Source organism: Longispora fulva (assembly GCF_015751905.1).
GTDB lineage: Bacteria > Actinomycetota > Actinomycetes > Mycobacteriales > Micromonosporaceae > Longispora > Longispora fulva.
In genome coordinates this window covers 3,778,408-3,794,434 of the sequence record NZ_JADOUF010000001.1, presented here as the reverse complement: position 1 = coordinate 3,794,434, position 16,027 = coordinate 3,778,408, and the positions used below count along the sequence as shown (strand labels likewise).

Here is a 16,027-nt window from a genome sequence, read left to right as displayed (position 1 = left end):
GTGGACGAGCGACAGATCGACGCGTACCTGCACCGGATCGACGCGGCCCGCCCCGAGCGGGTCGACGGGGCGGCGCTGCGGGAGCTGCACGTGCGGCACCTGCGCGCCGTTCCCTTCGAGAACCTGAGCATCCACCTCGGCGAGCCGATCAGCCTCGACGAGGACGCCCTCTACGACAAGATCGTCACCCGGAGGCGCGGCGGCTTCTGCTACGAACTCAACGGCCTGTTCGCCGCCCTGCTCACCGGCCTGGGCTTCCCCGTCACCCTGCTGGCGGCCTCGGTGCACGGCCGCGACGGGCTCGGGCCGCCGTTCGACCACCTGGCGCTGCGGGTCGAGGCCGATGGGCCGTGGCTCGCCGACGTCGGGTTCGGCCGGCACAGCCACTACCCGCTCAGCCTGGACTTCCCCGGCGACCAGGCCGACCCGGACGGTGTGTTCCGACTGGTGCCGGCGGCGTTCGGCGACACCGACGTGCTCCGCGACGGCCGCGGGGAGTACCGGCTCGAGGCCCGGCCCCGCGACCTCGCCGACTTCGCCCCGACGTGCTGGTGGCAGCAGACGTCCCCCGACTCGCACTTCACCCGGTCACTGGTGTGCTCCCGGCTGACCGACACCGGCCGGGTCACCCTCAGCGGCGACACCCTGATCCACACCACTGGCGACGACCGGGTCGAACGGGTGCTGTCGGGCGGGGAGGTTCTCGACACGTACACAAGGGAGTTCGGGTTCGCACTGGACCGTGTCCCGACCGTGGCCGCTCCCGTAGGCTGACGAGCCATGTGGGGGAGAATCGACGGACTGCGCACCCTGGACCTCGGCACGGCCGGTGACCTGCGCACCCGGCTGAACGCCCTGGTCCTGCTCGGCAGCAAGCGCGCCACCGCCGGGCTGCTGGACCTCGACTACCTGGACGAGTCCGAGAAGCCCGAGCAGGTCGGGGAGCGGCTCGTGCTCGTCGACGACGTGGGCGACCGGGTCGCCGAGGTCGAGGTGACCGCGGTGGAGCTGACCCGGCTCGGCCAGGTGACCTGGGAGTTCGTCGAGGCGCTGGGGGAGGGGTTCGCGTCGGTGGACGACTGGCGGCGCGAGTGCGAGGAGTACTGGGCCAAGCGCGGCCAGGACGTCGACGACCAGTCCCGGGTGGTGTGCGTCCGGTTCCGCCTGGTCTAGCCGGCCAGCAGTCGGAGCACCTCCGTGTCCGGGACCTGGCCGAAGTCGGCGTAGGACAGGCCCACGGCCATGAACCGGGCCGGCACCTCGGGGCACACCACCCCGTCGGCCTCCCCGGCCACCAGGTCCACCGCCTCCGGCGACCCGACCGGCGCGGCGACCAGCACCCGGTCCGCGCCCAGCAGCCGGGCCACCGCGACGGCGGCCCGGGCCGTGGCCCCGGTGGCCAGCCCGTCGTCGACGATCAGCGCGGTGCGGCCCTTCAGCTCCGGCGCCGGGCGACCGGCCCGGTAGAGCTCCTCGCGGCGGACCAGCTCGACGGCCTCCCGGTGCTCGACGGCGGCCATCTCCCGGTCGTCCAGGTGGATCGCGATGTCGTCGTTGATCACCCGCACCCCGGCCGGCCCGAGCGCGCCGAACGCCACCTCCGGGGCCCCCGGGACGCCGAGCTTGCGGACCACCAGGGCGTCCAGGGGCAGCCGGAGCGCCCCGGCCAGGGCGGCGGCCACGGGCACCCCGCCCCGGACCAGCCCGAGGACCAGGGGGTCCGCGCCCAGGTCGGCCTCGACGGCCACGAGTTCGGCCAGGACGAGCCCGGCGTGTTCGCGGTCGCGGTATCTCACCCCCCTTTTCTACGCCGCACGCCAGGGGTCACGGCGCGGAACGCTGGACAGCGCCGACGCGGCGGCCGGGGTGGGCCCGGGGCGCCGTCCCGCGTGTTCGCTCCGGTCGCCACGGCTCTCCGGTCGTAGAGTGGGCAAAACCGGACGAGGAGGCGCAATGCGTACACCCTGGATGCGGCGGGCGGTCGTCGCCCAGCTGGCCACAGCCCTCCTCGGCGCGACCCTGTCCGCGCCCCCGGTCAGCGCCGCGCCTCCGGCCGTCCCCGGCGCGCCCGGGCTGGCCCCCGGCACCTCCGATCCCGCGCCGGACACGGGCCGGCCCGCCAACTTCGACGCCCGCCGCACCGCCCCCCGCCCGGAGTCCACCACCGCGCGCACCGGCCCGGCTCCCGTCGAGATCGACCCGTTGACGGGTACCCCCCGCCTCGTCGCCCCCCTCGACGGCTTCCTCACCGACCCTGGCCGCGCCGAGCCAGCCGCCGTCGCCCTCGGTTACCTGCGCGACCACCCGGACCTGTTCGGACTGTCCGCGCGGGAGGTGGCCGCGCTGACCTTGCGCCGCGCGTACACCGACCCCGAGGGCACCCACCACCTGAGCTTCACCCAGCACGTCGGGGCGGTGCCGGTGTTCGGCAACGGGGTCCGCGCGCACGTCAGCCGCGACGGCCGGCTGGCCCAGGTCGACGGCTCCCCGGTCCGGCTGCTGCCCGCCAGCCTCCCGAAGCCCCGGCTGACGGCCGCGGACGCCCGGTCCGCGGCGACCCGCGACGCGCCGTCCCACGCCGCCCCCGGGCGGGGGCCGGGCAGTTCCGCCCAGCTCGTCGTGTTCCCCACGGCCGAGGGTCCCCGGCTCGGTTGGCAGGTCACCCGGTACGCCGAAGGTTTCCTGCACGTCATCGACGCCGACACCGGACGGGTGCTGCTGCGCCGCGACCTCGAACAACACGACACGGGCCTGGCCTGGGACCGCCACCCGGGCGCGCCGACCGGCGGGAAACAGCAGGTCCGGGACCTGACCGGCCCCGGCTGGCTGCCGGCCGGCGCGCGGACCCTGTCCGGCGACGTCGCGCACGTCTACCTCGACCTGGACGACGACGACACCGCAGCCCCGGCCGAGGAGGTGCGTCCCAGCTCGCCCGGCCGGTTCCATTACCCGTTCCACGATCTCACCAGGGCGGTCGGCGCGCCGTGCGCGGCGGCGTACCCGTGCACCTGGGATCCCGCCAGGGCCCGGTCCTGGCAGACCAACGCCCCGCAGAACGCCGTCCAGCTGCTCTACTTCGCCGGGGTCTTCCACGACCACCTGGCCGCCGCGCCGATCGGCTTCTCCCGCGCGGCCGGCAACTTCGACGCCCGCGACGGCGACGCGGTGCAGATCGCGGCCCTCGACGGCGCGGCCACCCGCGACGGCCTGCCCGACGACGACCACCGCAACAACGCCAACATGTCCACGTACCCGGACGGCACCCCGCCCCGGATGCGGATGTACCTGTTCGAGGGCGACCCGTACGTCGCGGCCAACTCCGGCGACGTGGCCGACATCGTCTACCACGAGTACACCCACGGGCTGTCCAACCGGCTGGTCAGCGATGTCAACGGGGTGTCGACCATCGGCGGGTTGCAGGCCACGGCCATGGGCGAGGCGTGGAGCGACTGGTACGCGATGGACCTGCTCGTCAGCCAGGGCGACGTGCCCGACACGGCCGCCGACGGGGAGGTCGCCATCGGCCGCTACATGAGCCACGGCACCGACGCCATCCGCACCCAGCCGCTGGACTGCCGGCCCGGCGAGCCGACGAAGGCGTGTCCGAAGGGCGGCTACACCTACGGCCAGTACACGAGGATCGCCGGCCGGCCGGAGTCGCACGCCGACGGCGAGATCTGGGCCGAGACCCTGTGGGACCTGCGCACCGCGCTCGGTGCGACGCTGACCCGCAACCTGGTCACCCGGGCCATGGAACTCTCCCCGGCCGACCCGTCGTTCCTCGACGAGCGCAACGCGATCCTGCGCGCCGACCACCTGGTCTCCGGCGGCCGGAACACCGCGGCGATCTGGAAGGTGTTCGCGGCGCGCGGGATGGGCTGGTTCGCCGGCACGTTCGACGTGGACGACACCGCGCCGACGGCGGACTTCAGCACCCCGCCGCCCCTCAGGACAGCGGGCGCCCTGTCGGGGGCGGTGACCGACGCCGTGACCGGGAAGCCGCTGCCGGGCGCGACCGTGCTGTTCGGCGGACACCGCGCCACCTTCGCCGGCGGCTACGTGGCGGTGGCCGACGGCGATGGCCGGTACACGGTGCACGGCATCCGCCCCGGCACCTACCCGGCGGTCTCCGCCACCGCGCCCGGCTACGACCGCGACGGCGGCCCGCAGACCGTGGCGGCCGGGCCCAACTCCCGCGACTGGGCGCTCCGCCGGAACTGGGCGGCGACCTCCGGCGGCGCGGCGGTGACCGCGTCCACCGGCGACGACCTGACCGCCGACGGCTGCGGCCCGGCCGCGATGCTCGACCAGTCCCTCGGCGACGGCTGGGTCACCGACGCCAAGGAAGCACCGGGCGGGATCGAACCGCGCGCCATGACGTTCCGGCTGCCGGAGACGGTGGACGTCACCGAGGTCACGGTCGACCCGGCGGCGGCCTGCGGGGTCGGCCCGAGTGGCTCGGTCGGCGACTACCGGCTGGAGACCTCGGCCGACGGCGTCACCTGGCGCGCGGCCGCGGCCGGGCACTTCGGGGTGGCCGACCGCAACCGGCCCAACGCCGTGCCGCTCGCCCCCGGGTCGGGCGCCGGGGTCCGGTGGCTGCGGTTCACGATGGCCGGCAACCAGCTCGTCGACGCGGGCGGCGCGTGCCCCGGCGCGTTCTCGGCGTGCACCGTCGTATCCGCCTCGGAACTGGCCGTGCACGGTACGGTCAGGCCATGAGTCGCTGGAGTGAGGTGGCGGGCGGGGACCCGGGCGTGCGGTACGCGGCCCGGTTCGCCGACCTGGCCGCCACGGGGGCCGACGTGCACGGCGAGGCGGGACTGTGCGCCCGGCTGGTCCCATCGGGTTCCCGGGTGCTCGACGCCGGCTGCGGCACCGGCCGGGTCACGGTCCGGCTCACCGAACTCGGCTACGCCTGCGTGGGCGTCGACCTCGACCCGTCGATGCTCGCCGAGGCGCGCCGCGCGGCCCCGGACCTGCGCTGGGTGCTCGCGGACCTGGCGGACCTGGACCTGCCGGCCCGCGACTTCGACCTCGCGGTGGCCGCCGGCAACGTGATCCCGCTGCTGGCCCCGGGCACGGAGCCGGCGGCGGTGGCCCGGCTCGCCGCGCACCTGCGCCCCGGCGGGCTGCTGGTCGCCGGGTTCGGCCTCGACGCCGCGCACCTGCCGCTGGCGTCCGCGCCGGTGGACCTGGACTCCTACGACATGTGGTGCGCCGACGCCGGCCTGCTGCCGTTCGAGCGCTTCGCGACGTGGGAAGGCGCGGCCTACGACGACGGGCCGTACGCGGTGAGCGTGCACCGGCTGGCCGGGTAGCCCCTCACAGGGCCGCGCGCAGCCGCCCGAACTCCTCCGCCAACCGGTCCAGCGTGTAGTGCGCGTTGAGGCCGCTCGGGTTCGGCAGCACCCAGACCCGGGTCTCGCCCAGCGGCTCCGGCTGCGGCCCGACCATGGCCGCCGGGGTGCCGAACGCCCACCGGTACGCCCCCACCCCGAGCACGGCGAGCCACGTCGGCCGGTGCGTCTCCAGCTTCGTCACCAGGGCCTTGCCGCCGAGGACCAGCTCCTCGTAGGTGACCTCGTCCGCGCGGGCCGAGGCGCGCGCGACCAGGTCGGTGAGGCCCAGCCGGTACTCCGGCAGCGTCGCGCTGTCGGCCGGGTCGAGCTGGTGCGGCGTGAAGCCGGACCGGTGCAGCGCCGGCCAGAACCGGTTGCCCGGCCGGGCGAAGTGGTGCCCGACCGCCGCGGACCACAGGCCGGGGTTGATGCCGCAGAACAGCACGTCGAGGCCGGGGCCGATCACGTCGGGAATGGTCCGGCCGGCGGCCGCCGCGACCTGTGCGGGGGAGGGCTTGTCCATACCGCGAGCATAGACCTGTCTATATTGGGGACCGATTTCTACGACCGGGGGATGACATGCGTCGACTCGTAGTGCTTCGTGGACTCTGCGCGGTGCTGGCCGCCCTGGCCCTGACCGGCTGCGACCCGTTCCTGGTGGGGGACGACCCGCCGGCCGCCACGCTGAAGCCCGTCGCCGGCCCGGGGGTGCGGGTCGCGGCGGAGGAGTACGTGGTCAGGACCCGGATCCAGGGCGACAGGGGGTACGCGGCGTGGATCACCGACGCCGGCGTCCAGGTCGTCGGGATCGACCTGGCGACGAACACGCTCGCGTGGTCCGCGCACGAACTCGGCTCCGCCAAGGAGGTCACGAGCCTGATGGCTCTCCCGGACGCCCTGGTCCTCACGACGCACCGGTTCTCGCGACAGGACGGCTCGGCGGACGGCGTCGTGGTGCTGGACCCGGCGTCCGGCGCGACCCGCTGGATGGCCGACTACGACAGCACGACCGACGGGGTCACCTTCTACCCTGACGCTGTCGTCCTCGGCTCCCGGAAGGCGAGGACCACCCGGGGCCTGGACTGGAGGACCGGCGCCACCCGGTGGACCATTCCGGACCCGGCCACCGGCAAGGTGCGCCAGCTGTCCGTCACCACCGGGGAACCGTCGGCGCTCGTCCCCGACCCGCTGCTGTACCTGGTCGGCGACGACCGCGTGCTGCGGTCCTACGACGTGCGGACCGGGAAGGCGACCGCGACCGTGACGCTTCCCGGCGGGTTCGAGTCCCCGACCGTCGTCGGCCGCACCCTGGTCGCGACCCGGCCGAGCGGCGACCCCGGAACCCAGGTGATGATCGCCGACCTGGACGGCGCCCGGCCGCCGCGGTCGATGCACCAGATCGAGGGCAAGCGGCGCGTCTCCGTGCTCGCCGGGTGCGGGGCGGGCCGGATCTGCCTGGCGGAGGACGGCGCGGGCGGCGTCGCGGAGCTGCGGGCGTTCGACGCGTCCAGCGGCCAGCAGCTGTGGCGGGCGCAGGCCCCGAGGGACCCGCACACGTCGCTCGCGATGGCCGGTGACCGGGTCGTCTACGCCGGCTCCGTCTTCGCCCCGGACGGGAGGACCCTGCACCGGGGCGCCGACGCGGCCGACGGGACGTACTCCTCGCTGGGCCGGGCGTCGGACGCTCGGTTGGTGGGCCTGTCGGCGAGGATCGGCCGGTTCCCGGTCTCGCCGGTCGCGACCGAGGTGGCCTGGGTGTCCCCGGCCGACGGCGCCCGGCGGGTGCTCGGTTCGGTGTCCGCCAGCCCGGGGTCGTGCTCGTGGAGCGACCGCTTCCTGCTGTGCGCGGGCGCGGAGTCGTTCGGGGTGTACCCGCTCACGTAGACACGCCGGCCTGGGTATCGGGGGCCGGAGCCCAGCGTCCGGTGACCGGGCCCGCGAGCCCTACCCCGTGGCCTCCGCCGCCGCCCGGCCCGCCGTCCGCCCCGAGTACAGGCACCCGCCGAGGAACGTGCCCTCCAGCGACCGGTACCCGTGCACCCCGCCGCCGCCGAAGCCGCTGACCTCCCCGGCCGCGTACACGCCGGGCAGGGGGGTGCCGTCGGCGCGCAGTACCCGGGCGGAGAGGTCCGTCTGCAGGCCGCCCAGGGACTTGCGGGTCAGGATGTGCAGCTTGACCGCGATCAGCGGTCCGGCCTTCGGGTCCAGGATCCGGTGCGGGGACGCGACCCGCACCAGCCGGTCGCCCCGGTAGTTGCGCGCCCCGCGCAGGGCGGTGACCTGCAGGTCCTTGGTGAACGTGTTGGTCATCTCGCGGTCGCGGGCCACGATCTGGCGTTCGAGGTCCGCGAGGTCGATCAGGGGCGTGTCGGTGAGCCGGTTCATGCCGGCGACGAGTTCGGCGAGCGTGTCGGCGACCACGAAGTCCGCGCCGTGTTCCTTGAACGCCTCGACGGGGCCGGGCGCGCCGGGGAGCACCCGCTTCAGTACCTGTCGGATGCTCTTGCCGGTCAGGTCGGGGTTCTGCTCGGAGCCCGACAGCGCGAACTCCTTCTCGATGATCTTCTGGGTGAGCACGAACCACGTGTACTCGTGCCCGGTGCCCATGATGTGTTCGAGCGTGCCGAGCGTGTCGAACCCGGGGAACAGCGGCACGGGCAGCCGCTGACCGGTGGCGTCGAACCACAGCGAGGACGGCCCCGGCAGGATCCGGATCCCGTGCCTGGCCCAGATCGGGTCCCAGTTGGTGATGCCCTCGGTGTAGTGCCACATCCGGTCCTCGTTGACCAGGTGCCCGCCGGCCGCGCCGGTGATGCCCAGCATCCGGCCGTCCACGTGCGCCGGGACCCCGGACAGCATGTGCTCCGGGGCCGTGCCGAGCCGGGCCGGCCACTGCCGGCGCACCAGGTCGTGGTTGCCGCCGATCCCGCCGCTCGTCACGACCACCGCCTGGGCCCGCAGCGCGAACTCGCCGACCTCGACCCGCGAACTCGCCTCGCCCCGCCCGGCGGCACTCGGCTCCAGGACCGCGCCCCGCACCCCGTCGACCACCCCGCCGGTCACGGTCAGCTCGTCCACCCGGTGCCGGAACCGCAGCGTGAGCAGCCCCTTGTCCACCGCGGCCCGGACCCGGCGCTCGAACGGCGCGACGACCCCCGGCCCGGTGCCCCACGTGACGTGGAACCGGGGCACCGAGTTGCCGTGCCCGGTGGCCGTGTACCCGCCGCGTTCGGCCCAGCCGACCACCGGGAAGAACCCGATGCCCTGTTCCCGCAGCCAGGACCGCTTCTCGCCCGCCGCGAAGTCGACGTAGGACTCGGCCCAGCGCCGGCCCCACACGTCGGTGTCCCGGTCGAAGCCGGCGCTGCCCTGCCAGTCCTGCCAGGCGAGGTCGCGGGAGTCGCGGATCCCCATCCGGCGCTGCTCGGGCGAGTCGACCAGGAACAGGCCGCCGAACGACCAGTGCGCCTGCCCGCCGAGGTTGGACTCCGGCTCCTGGTCGAGCAGGAGCACTCTCCGGCCGGCGTCGGCCAGCTCGGCGGCGGCGACCAGTCCGGCGAGGCCGGCTCCCACGACAATGACGTCAGCGTCCATGCGCACGAGCCTGACCCGGGCGCCCCCGCGACGCAAGCACCTTGCGCAGGGAAGTCGGAACGGATGTATCAGCCGCTGACAAACCGATGGCAGCGGAGCCCGTCAGCGCCCGTCGGTGAGCAGCCCGAGCACCCGGGCGGCCTGCCGGTCGAGGGTGCCCGGCGGGTTGCGGGCCTCGGCGCGCCCACCCGGCAGTAGCAGGTGCAGCCAGAAGGCCGCGAACAGCCGCCGACCGGCCAGCAGCCGGTCCGGGTCGAGGTCGAACCCGGCCAGGAACGCCGTCCAGTCGGTGGCCCGGGCCCGCAGGTGCTCCACCAGGTCGGCCAGCTCGATCTCCGGGTCGGAGCGGCCGGCGTCCTCGAAGTCGACGATCCGGACCCGCTCGCCGTCCCACAGGTAGTTGGCCAGATTCGGATCCGCGCCGCCGAGGACCGTGGTGCGCCCCGGGCCGAAGGCCGCGTGGCGCAACCAGTCCCGCGCGGCGTCGTAGGCCTCGCCGGCCGACCCGGTCGGGCGGGGCGCCTCGGCCAGCCGGGCCGCGACCATGCCGACGAACGCGTCCGGCTCGTCGCGGCGGGCCGGCAGGTCCGCGCACGGCACCGACCACAGCGTCCGCAACGCCGCCGCCAGGCCGTCGAGCTGCGCCGGCGACAGGCTGCCCGAGAGCGGCCGGCCGGGCAGCAGGCTCATCGTCACAGTCGGCGGGTCGGCGTCCAGGTCGGCGGCGACCGGACGCGGCGCGAGGTCCGTGGTGTGCGCGTGCACCCGGGTCAGGACGCCCCACTCCCGGCGGTGCTCGTCACGGGACCAGGAGACGTACCGTTTGGTGAGCAGGCCACCGGTGGCGACGAGCTCGTGGGTCTGGGACATCCGGGAGACAGTAGACGCGCGCCGCCGCTCCTGCCACCCCGTGGGCGGGGCGGCCGCGGACCCCCACGGCCGCCCCGGAGCGCGACCTACCAGCCGCTGGGCACGTACGCCCACCCCAGGTAGTCCGACCGCTCCCGGAACGTGTTCGTCTGGTACACCGAAGGACCCGTGCTGATCGCGCTGTTGTCGCCGATCGACAGCATGATGTGCCCGGCCGAGGTGGTGGAGGTGAAGAACACCGCGGCCCCGGGCGGCGGCACGGAACCGGTGTGGATCCGCCCGTTGTCGCGCTGCCACCGGTAGTGCGCCAGCGCGGTCGCGAACCGGCCGCTGGTGCCGTACGCGCGCTCCACGAACAGCTCACACTGGTTGTTCCAGTCGGTGTGCCCGAGCCGGGCGCGGGCGAACGCGATCGCCTCCGCCGCGTTCGGGTCGGCCGGGAAGCCGCCCCCGCCACCGGTCGTGCCGTCGGTGTCGCAGCGGGGCAGGCCGGACACGTACCCGGTGGTGCCGGTCTTGATCTGCTCGTCGGGCACCCACAGGTCGTGCGAGGTGCGGTCCCAGATCGCGCCGCCCGACGCCGCCTGGCACACGACGGGCACGTTCACGCCTGCCGGGTACCGGTCGACGACGGAGCCGGGCGCGGTGGCCGCGTCGCCCTTGTTCCGCCGGCCGTTGAGGGTGACCTTGGCGGGGAAGGACTGCGGGATCGAGCACGCCCCCATCACCCGGCCGGACGAGCCGGTCTTGACGTAGGCGTCGGGCACGTACAGTCCGTCGGTGGTCAGGTCCCACAGGGTGCTGCCGCCGTAGCTGGGCCCGTCGTCCTGACAGACGATGGTGACCGAGCTGCCCTCCGGGTACTTGTCGGCGACCCGCTGTCTGCCGACCGGCACCTCGGGATCCTTGACGGTCCGACCGTCCAGTGTGGTCTTCACGGGATACGTGGCCGCCGCCGACGCGGGGCTGGCCGTGAACGCCAGACCCGCCGCCGTGCACGCCACAGCCAACAGTCCCACGGTGAGTCTCCGGTGCATGAAACCGCCTCCTGACAGAGAAATTGGCAGGCCGCACGGCTGTTCGCGCCGAGTCGACCATGGTCCAATCACGATGGCCGGGTGGGGGCATGTTCGACAGGTTCTGACACGTTCTGACAACTGTGCGAGGTGCGCATGGACAGGCAGTCGACCGGGGACGTCGCGCGGTGGGCGGCGAAGTTGCGGGAGCTGCGCAGCGCGGCGGGCAACCCGTCGTTCCGCGCGATGGCCGGGCGGTCCGGCCGGATCTCGCACACCACCTTGTTCGAGGCGGTGAGCGGGTCCCGGTTCCCGTCGTGGGAGACGACCCGGGAGTTCGTCCGGGTGTGCGGCGGGGACGAGCCGGAGTGGCGGGCGATGTGGGAGCGGGCCCGGACCGGGCCGCCGGAGACCGGTTCGACCGGCCTGTTGCGCCGGCTCCTGGAGGGCTCGGTGTCCCTGGCGGTCGGCGGGGTCACCGCCACGATCGCCGTGTCCCTCGGGCGGGCGGGCGCGACGCCCGGGGACGCCCCGGGCCCGCTGATCGCCGGGGACGCCAGCGACTTCCTGGGCGACGTGACGATCCCCGACGGCAGCCGGGTCCGGGCGAACTCGCGGTTCGTCAAGGTGTGGTCCCTGGAGAACGCCGGCTCGGTCGCCTGGCGCAACCGGTACCTGCAGGCCCAGCACGCCCCCGGCGGCCTGGTGCCCGCCCGGGTGCCGATCGGGGACACCGACCCGGGCGACCGGGTGATGATCAGCGTGCCGGTGCTGGCCCCGTCGACGCCGGGCACGTTCTGGTCGGGCTGGAAGATGGTCGACGAGTCGGGCAGGTCGTTCTTCGCGAGCTACCGTCCGGTGTACTTCTTCGTCACAGTCATCTGAAAGGTCATGATTTGCCCCACCGGAAAATCCGGGACCAGACGGGTACCGAAGAAAGTTGGCGCACTGGGCGTAATCCCCGGGGCCGTCACACGACGTAGTGTCGACGACCGTACGAGCCGGGAGGTATCCAGATGCAGAGCGACGCGTCACTGGCCACCGCCGCGTCCTTCGGGGACCGCGACGCGTTTGGCGAACTGTATGCCCGTCACTCTCCGGAGTTGCGAGGCTTCGTCACGCGACTGACCGGTGACCGGCATCTCGCCGAGGACGTGGTGCAGGACTGCTTCCTCGTCGGCTGGCGCGACCTCGACGCCCTCCGCGACCCGGCCGCCGTGAAGTCCTGGCTGTTCGGCATCGCCTACCGGCGCGCGATGGAGCAGTTCCGGCACACCGCCGCGACCCCGGTCGCCGACGTGCCCGACATCGCCGACAACGCCCCCGGCGTGAACCCGGACACCGTCGCCGAACAGCGCGAGGCCGCGGCCCTGGTGTGGACCGCGGCCCAGGGCCTGGAGCCCCGCCAGCGCGCCGTCCTGGAGCTGTCGGTGCGCTGGGAGCTGTCCAGCGCCGAGATCGGCCAGGTGCTCGGCGTCGGCCGGGCGCACGCCTCCGTCCTCGTGCACCGGACCCGCTCGGCGCTCGGCAACGCCGTGCGCACCCTGCTCGTCGCCCGCCAGCACGGCCGGTGCGACGGCCTCGACGCCCTGGTGGAACGTCGCCCCCGGCTCTCCGCCCGGCAGCGCTCCAGCGTGGACCACCACATCCGGCGCTGCCCGGCCTGCCGGGGACTCGGCGCCCGGGTCGGCGCGTCCGCCCTCCTCGTCGCCCTGTACGCGGCGGCCGACGCGGCCCTGTCCGGCCCCCGCCCGGTACCCGTCGCTGCCCGGACCCCTCTCGAGGAGGGCGCGGCCCCCCGGCACGTCAACCCGAGCCGCAACGGCCTGGTCGGCACGGTCACGGCCATCGCCGTCCTGCTCGCCCTCGGCGGCGGCGTGGTCTACGCCCTGCGCCCCGGCGTGTCCGGTGCGGACGCCGAGGCCCCGGCCATCCCGCCGCCGGTCCAGGAGGCGCGGATGGACACCATCCCGTCGCCGACCCCCTCGCCGACCCCGACGCCCAGCCCCACGCCGAGCCCCACCAAGGCCAAGCCGACCGCCTCGCCGAAACCGGCCGGGGTCGGCGACCTGGAGAACCAGATCCTGGTACTGGTCAACCAGCGCCGGGCCGAGGCCGGCTGCCAGCCGGTGCACTACGACCTCAAACTCGGCCAGGCCGCCTACGACCACAGCGCAGACATGGCCAAGCGCGACTACTTCGATCACAACACCCCCGAGGGCGTCAGCCCCTGGGACCGGGCCAAGGCGGCCGGCTACAACGACCCGTCGGCGGAGAACATCGCCGCAGGCAACGCCACGGCCGAGGCGACGATGAACCAGTGGATGAACTCCGCCGGCCACCGGGCCAACATCCTCAACTGCTCGTCGCGCGCGATGGGCGTGGGCCGCGCCACCGGCGGCTCCTACCGGTACTACTGGACGCAGATGTTCGGCTACAAGTAGGCCACCGTCACCCGGCTGCCGGACGAGTGCGCCCTGATCCGGTGCGGGGACGCCGGGTCGACCCGTACGCTCACGTCCGCCCGGGTGCCGTCGGCCTCGGTCCCGGCGTCCACGGCGTACGCGGCGTCGGGCAGGCGCACCGTCACCGACCCGCCGTCGCCCGAGAGGTCGACCAGGTCCGGCACGCCGGAGAACCCCACGTCGAGTTTGCCGCCGTCGGCGTGCGCCGAGAACGTCGTCGAGCGCAGGTTCGCGGCCCGCACGGCGCCGCCGTCCGCGTGCACCTCGACCGCGCCGGCCAGGCCGTCGAGGGAGACCTTGCCGCCGTTGCTCTCCAGGCGCACGGGGAGCGCCGCCGGCACCTCCACCCGGTAGTTCACGGTGCACTTCTCCCGGTCGAACCACGCGATGATCGAGAACCCGCACCCGCCAGACTCGAGGACCAGCTCGCCGGCGGCGTTCGTCGCGTGCGAGGTGTAGGGCCGGGCCCGGTCGTGCCGCAGCGTCTCGGTCACCCGGATCACCCCCGGCGCGCCGGCCACCACGGTGATCCCGCCGCCCGAGGCGAGTACCCGCAGCGCCGTGACCCTCTCGGCCGGCACCTGGTAGTCGCGGATCCCGGTGGTGACCGACGAGCCGGGCCGCCACGCGTAGACCACCGCCGCCAGCACGAACAGGGCCACCAGCGCCAGCCGGCGGAACCTCGGGGTCACCCGGGGCAGGGGCAGGTCCGCGTAGCCGGGCGGCTGGATCCACGGGCCGGAGAACCGGGCCCGCACGCTCGTCGCCTGGGTCACCGGCCACAGCGAGAACCCGAGGAACACCGCGACCAGGTGACCGTCGTTGGTCCACCAGTCGAACAGCCCGCCGCTCAGCCCCACCAGGGTCGGCAGAGTGATCATGGCCGAGATCCGCCAGGTCCACGACCTGATCCGGTACGTGAGCAGCGCCGCGAGGCACAGTCCGCCGTAGCTGATCCCGACGTCGACCACGTGCCGCAGTTCCGGGTCCCCCAGCAGGCTCGGCGCGATCAGCCGGGACGCGATGACGTGCCCGGCGAAGAACACCCCCACCGCCCGCCAACCGCCCAGCCACCGCTCGGCCGGCGCGAGCACCAGCAGCGTCAGCAGGGTGATGAACGGGACGTCGGACGGCTCGACCCACAGCGCGGAGGTGAGCAGCGCGCTGACGGGGTGGCTGCCCAGCTGCTGCGGGTTGGTGCTGTGCACCCGGAGCACCTCGTCGCGCAGCGCGGACGGCAGCTCCGCGACCATGACGGCGTGCAGGACCACGAGGCACCACAGCACGGCCGACGCGGGGTTGGCCGAGGCCCAGGCCCACAGCCACCGGGCGGCGGAGCGCAGGGGGCCGGTGAACCGCCAGTGCCGGCGCAGGGCGACGACGAGGAGCATCGCCGCGGCGAGCAACGCGATCTCGGTCAGGGGCAACATCGCACCATCATGATCCATTTATCCGCGCGTGGCCGGGCCGGGGCCGGCGTGGCAGCGGGGCCGGACCGGGATCGCGGTGCTGAGTTGTCAGGGCATGATAAACGGATGGGTGTGCAGCAGCGGGTGGCCGTGCAGCGGGAGGTGTCCGAGGCGTTGCCTACGATCGGCGAGGAGCTGGCCGCCGCCGTGCAGGGCAGGATCCCCGCCTACCAGCGACTGGAGGCCGCCCAGCTCGCCGAGGTCCGGGCGATCGCCGGCTGGGCGCTGACCCGGGTCCTCGAACTCTGGGTCCGCGACGGGGCCCTCGACGCCGCCGACCTGGCCCGGTTCCGGGGGATCGGCGCGGCCCGGGCCGCCGACGGCAGACCCCTGCCGGCCGTGCTGCGCGCGTACCGGGTCGCCGCCACCCTCGCCATCGACATCGTGGTCGGCCGGGGCCGCGACACGCTCGACGTCGCCGACACCCTCGCGTTGACCCGGCTGTGGCTGGCCAGCATCGACGCACTGTCCGAAGCGGTCTACTCGGGATACACCTCCGCCGCCGACCGCCTCACCGGGGACCGGGGCCGTTCCCGGCGCGAACTTCTCGACGACCTGCTGGTCGGCCGACAGGCCTCCGCCGGCGCGTGGGTCGACCGCTGCCGCGAGCTGGACGTCGACATCCCGGCCCGCCCCACCCTGCTGCTGGTCGAGTCGACCGACCCGGCCCGGGTGCTCACCGAGGCCGACGGCGAGGACCTGGCCGCCGAGCTGGGCCTGGCCGGGGACGACCCCCGCCGCTACCTGCTCACCCTGCGCGGCCGACGCCTGGTCCTGCTGCTGCCCGGCGCGACGGCGGGGGTCGGTGTGGCGTCCCCGGCCGGGCTGCTCGACCCGGTCGTCGTGCGGCGCGGCTGGCGGGGCTGCCGGATCGAGACGCCCCCGGCGGAGGCACCCGTCGGGTACCGGCTGGCGGAGGACGCCCTCGACACCGCCCCCGCGCACGCCCACGACGGCGGCCGGCTCCTCGACACCGGGGACGCGCACCTGCTGGCCCTGCTCGCCGGCCGGCCGGCGGCCCGCTCGGCCGACATCGCGCACCTCGTCCTCGGCCCGCTCGCCGACCCGGGCAACGCGCACCTGCTCGAGGGGCTCGACGCGTTCCTGGCCGCCGGCACCGCCACCGGGGCGGCCGAACACCTGGGCGTGCACCCGCAGACCCTGCGGTACCGGCTGCGCAGGGTCCGCGAGTGCACCGGCCGCGACCCGCGCACCCCGTGGCAGCGCCTCGTCCTGGATGTGGCCCGCCACCTCCTCCAGATCGCCTGACG

Annotated in this window: 14 protein-coding genes; 8 read left to right on the top strand and 6 right to left on the bottom strand. The window is 74.6% G+C overall.

Translation table 11 applies throughout. The features are described from left to right. Both IW245_RS16730 and IW245_RS16725 read left to right on the top strand, forming a co-directional pair. Entirely contained in the window at nt 1-774 is a 774-nt protein-coding gene (locus IW245_RS16730; RefSeq protein WP_233473096.1) for an arylamine N-acetyltransferase family protein, read from the top strand. A 6-nt stretch (nt 775-780) separates the two neighbouring features. Next, nucleotides 781-1,173, top strand: a complete 393-nt coding sequence (locus IW245_RS16725; RefSeq protein ID WP_197004103.1) for an ASCH domain-containing protein — start codon at nt 781-783, stop codon at nt 1,171-1,173. Here the strand turns inward: IW245_RS16725 and IW245_RS16720 are convergent. After that, nucleotides 1,170-1,796 carry a phosphoribosyltransferase gene (locus tag IW245_RS16720; protein ID WP_197004102.1) on the bottom strand — a complete coding sequence of 209 codons (627 nt, stop codon included), beginning with the start codon at nt 1,794-1,796 and terminating at the stop codon, nt 1,170-1,172. The two genes, IW245_RS16725 and IW245_RS16720, sit on opposite strands and share 4 nt — an antisense overlap. A gap of 157 nt (nt 1,797-1,953) precedes the next feature. On the opposite strand from IW245_RS16720, the gene IW245_RS16715 reads away from it, so the two are divergent. Continuing rightward, a complete protein-coding gene (locus tag IW245_RS16715; RefSeq protein WP_231398831.1) occupies nt 1,954-4,722 on the top strand; it encodes a M36 family metallopeptidase in 2,769 nt (922 codons plus the stop codon). Beyond that, on the top strand, nt 4,719-5,321 hold the full coding sequence (locus tag IW245_RS16710) for a class I SAM-dependent methyltransferase (RefSeq protein WP_197004101.1): 603 nt from the start codon (nt 4,719-4,721) through the stop codon (nt 5,319-5,321). The genes IW245_RS16715 and IW245_RS16710 overlap by 4 nt, the downstream gene beginning before the upstream one ends. A 4-nt stretch (nt 5,322-5,325) precedes the next feature. On the opposite strand, the gene mug is transcribed toward IW245_RS16710, so the two are convergent. Then, nucleotides 5,326-5,865, bottom strand: coding sequence for a G/U mismatch-specific DNA glycosylase (gene mug, locus IW245_RS16705; RefSeq protein ID WP_197004100.1), 540 nt, complete (start codon nt 5,863-5,865; stop codon nt 5,326-5,328). Nucleotides 5,866-5,921: 56 nt separating this feature from the next. On the opposite strand from mug, the gene IW245_RS16700 reads away from it, so the two are divergent. Beyond that, complete coding sequence (locus tag IW245_RS16700; protein WP_197004099.1) at nt 5,922-7,226, top strand: outer membrane protein assembly factor BamB family protein; 1,305 nt, start codon at nt 5,922-5,924, stop codon at nt 7,224-7,226. Between the two features lie 60 nt (nt 7,227-7,286). Here the strand turns inward: IW245_RS16700 and IW245_RS16695 are convergent, their stop codons facing one another. The 3 genes from IW245_RS16695 to IW245_RS16685 form a co-directional block, all read right to left on the bottom strand. Further along, nucleotides 7,287-8,936 carry an FAD-binding dehydrogenase gene (locus IW245_RS16695; protein WP_197004098.1) on the bottom strand — a complete coding sequence of 550 codons (1,650 nt, stop codon included), beginning with the start codon at nt 8,934-8,936 and terminating at the stop codon, nt 7,287-7,289. A 102-nt stretch (nt 8,937-9,038) separates the two neighbouring features. After that, nucleotides 9,039-9,806, bottom strand: coding sequence for a phosphotransferase family protein (locus tag IW245_RS16690; protein ID WP_197004097.1), 768 nt, complete (start codon nt 9,804-9,806; stop codon nt 9,039-9,041). 86 nt (nt 9,807-9,892) lie between these two features. After that, nucleotides 9,893-10,843 carry a hypothetical protein gene (locus IW245_RS16685; RefSeq protein ID WP_197004096.1) on the bottom strand — a complete coding sequence of 317 codons (951 nt, stop codon included), beginning with the start codon at nt 10,841-10,843 and terminating at the stop codon, nt 9,893-9,895. A 135-nt stretch (nt 10,844-10,978) separates the two neighbouring features. Between IW245_RS16685 and IW245_RS16680 the strand changes: the two genes are divergently transcribed. Together IW245_RS16680 and IW245_RS16675 are read left to right on the top strand one after the other, a co-directional pair. Further along, nucleotides 10,979-11,707, top strand: a complete 729-nt coding sequence (locus tag IW245_RS16680) for an NBR1-Ig-like domain-containing protein (protein ID WP_197004095.1) — start codon at nt 10,979-10,981, stop codon at nt 11,705-11,707. Between the two features lie 131 nt (nt 11,708-11,838). Next, complete coding sequence (locus IW245_RS16675) at nt 11,839-13,266, top strand: sigma-70 family RNA polymerase sigma factor (protein ID WP_197004094.1); 1,428 nt, start codon at nt 11,839-11,841, stop codon at nt 13,264-13,266. Here IW245_RS16675 and IW245_RS16670 read toward each other — a convergent pair. After that, entirely contained in the window at nt 13,257-14,717 is a 1,461-nt protein-coding gene (locus IW245_RS16670; RefSeq protein ID WP_197004093.1) for a rhomboid-like protein, read from the bottom strand. The two genes, IW245_RS16675 and IW245_RS16670, sit on opposite strands and share 10 nt — an antisense overlap. 105 nt (nt 14,718-14,822) lie before the next feature. Here IW245_RS16670 and IW245_RS16665 point away from each other — a divergent pair, with 105 nt between their 5' ends. Then, nucleotides 14,823-16,025 (top strand): PucR family transcriptional regulator, encoded by a 1,203-nt coding sequence (locus tag IW245_RS16665; protein WP_197004092.1) that lies wholly within the window; start codon nt 14,823-14,825, stop codon nt 16,023-16,025. Nucleotides 16,026-16,027 lie beyond the last annotated feature (2 nt).

Bases quoted from the DNA above. Each gene is read 5' to 3' on its own strand.
- IW245_RS16710 (WP_197004101.1), top strand. From the start codon at position 4,719: ATGAGTCGCTGGAGTGAGGTGGCGGGCGGGGACCCGGGCGTGCGGTAC.
- IW245_RS16680 (WP_197004095.1), top strand. From the start codon at position 10,979: ATGGACAGGCAGTCGACCGGGGACGTCGCGCGGTGGGCGGCGAAGTTG.
- IW245_RS16695 (WP_197004098.1), bottom strand. From the start codon at position 8,936: ATGGACGCTGACGTCATTGTCGTGGGAGCCGGCCTCGCCGGACTGGTC.
- IW245_RS16715 (WP_231398831.1), top strand. From the start codon at position 1,954: ATGCGTACACCCTGGATGCGGCGGGCGGTCGTCGCCCAGCTGGCCACA.
- IW245_RS16675 (WP_197004094.1), top strand. From the start codon at position 11,839: ATGCAGAGCGACGCGTCACTGGCCACCGCCGCGTCCTTCGGGGACCGC.
- IW245_RS16700 (WP_197004099.1), top strand. From the start codon at position 5,922: ATGCGTCGACTCGTAGTGCTTCGTGGACTCTGCGCGGTGCTGGCCGCC.
- mug (WP_197004100.1), bottom strand. From the start codon at position 5,865: ATGGACAAGCCCTCCCCCGCACAGGTCGCGGCGGCCGCCGGCCGGACC.
- IW245_RS16690 (WP_197004097.1), bottom strand. From the start codon at position 9,806: ATGTCCCAGACCCACGAGCTCGTCGCCACCGGTGGCCTGCTCACCAAA.
- IW245_RS16685 (WP_197004096.1), bottom strand. From the start codon at position 10,843: ATGCACCGGAGACTCACCGTGGGACTGTTGGCTGTGGCGTGCACGGCG.
- IW245_RS16665 (WP_197004092.1), top strand. From the start codon at position 14,823: ATGGGTGTGCAGCAGCGGGTGGCCGTGCAGCGGGAGGTGTCCGAGGCG.
- IW245_RS16670 (WP_197004093.1), bottom strand. From the start codon at position 14,717: ATGTTGCCCCTGACCGAGATCGCGTTGCTCGCCGCGGCGATGCTCCTC.
- IW245_RS16725 (WP_197004103.1), top strand. From the start codon at position 781: ATGTGGGGGAGAATCGACGGACTGCGCACCCTGGACCTCGGCACGGCC.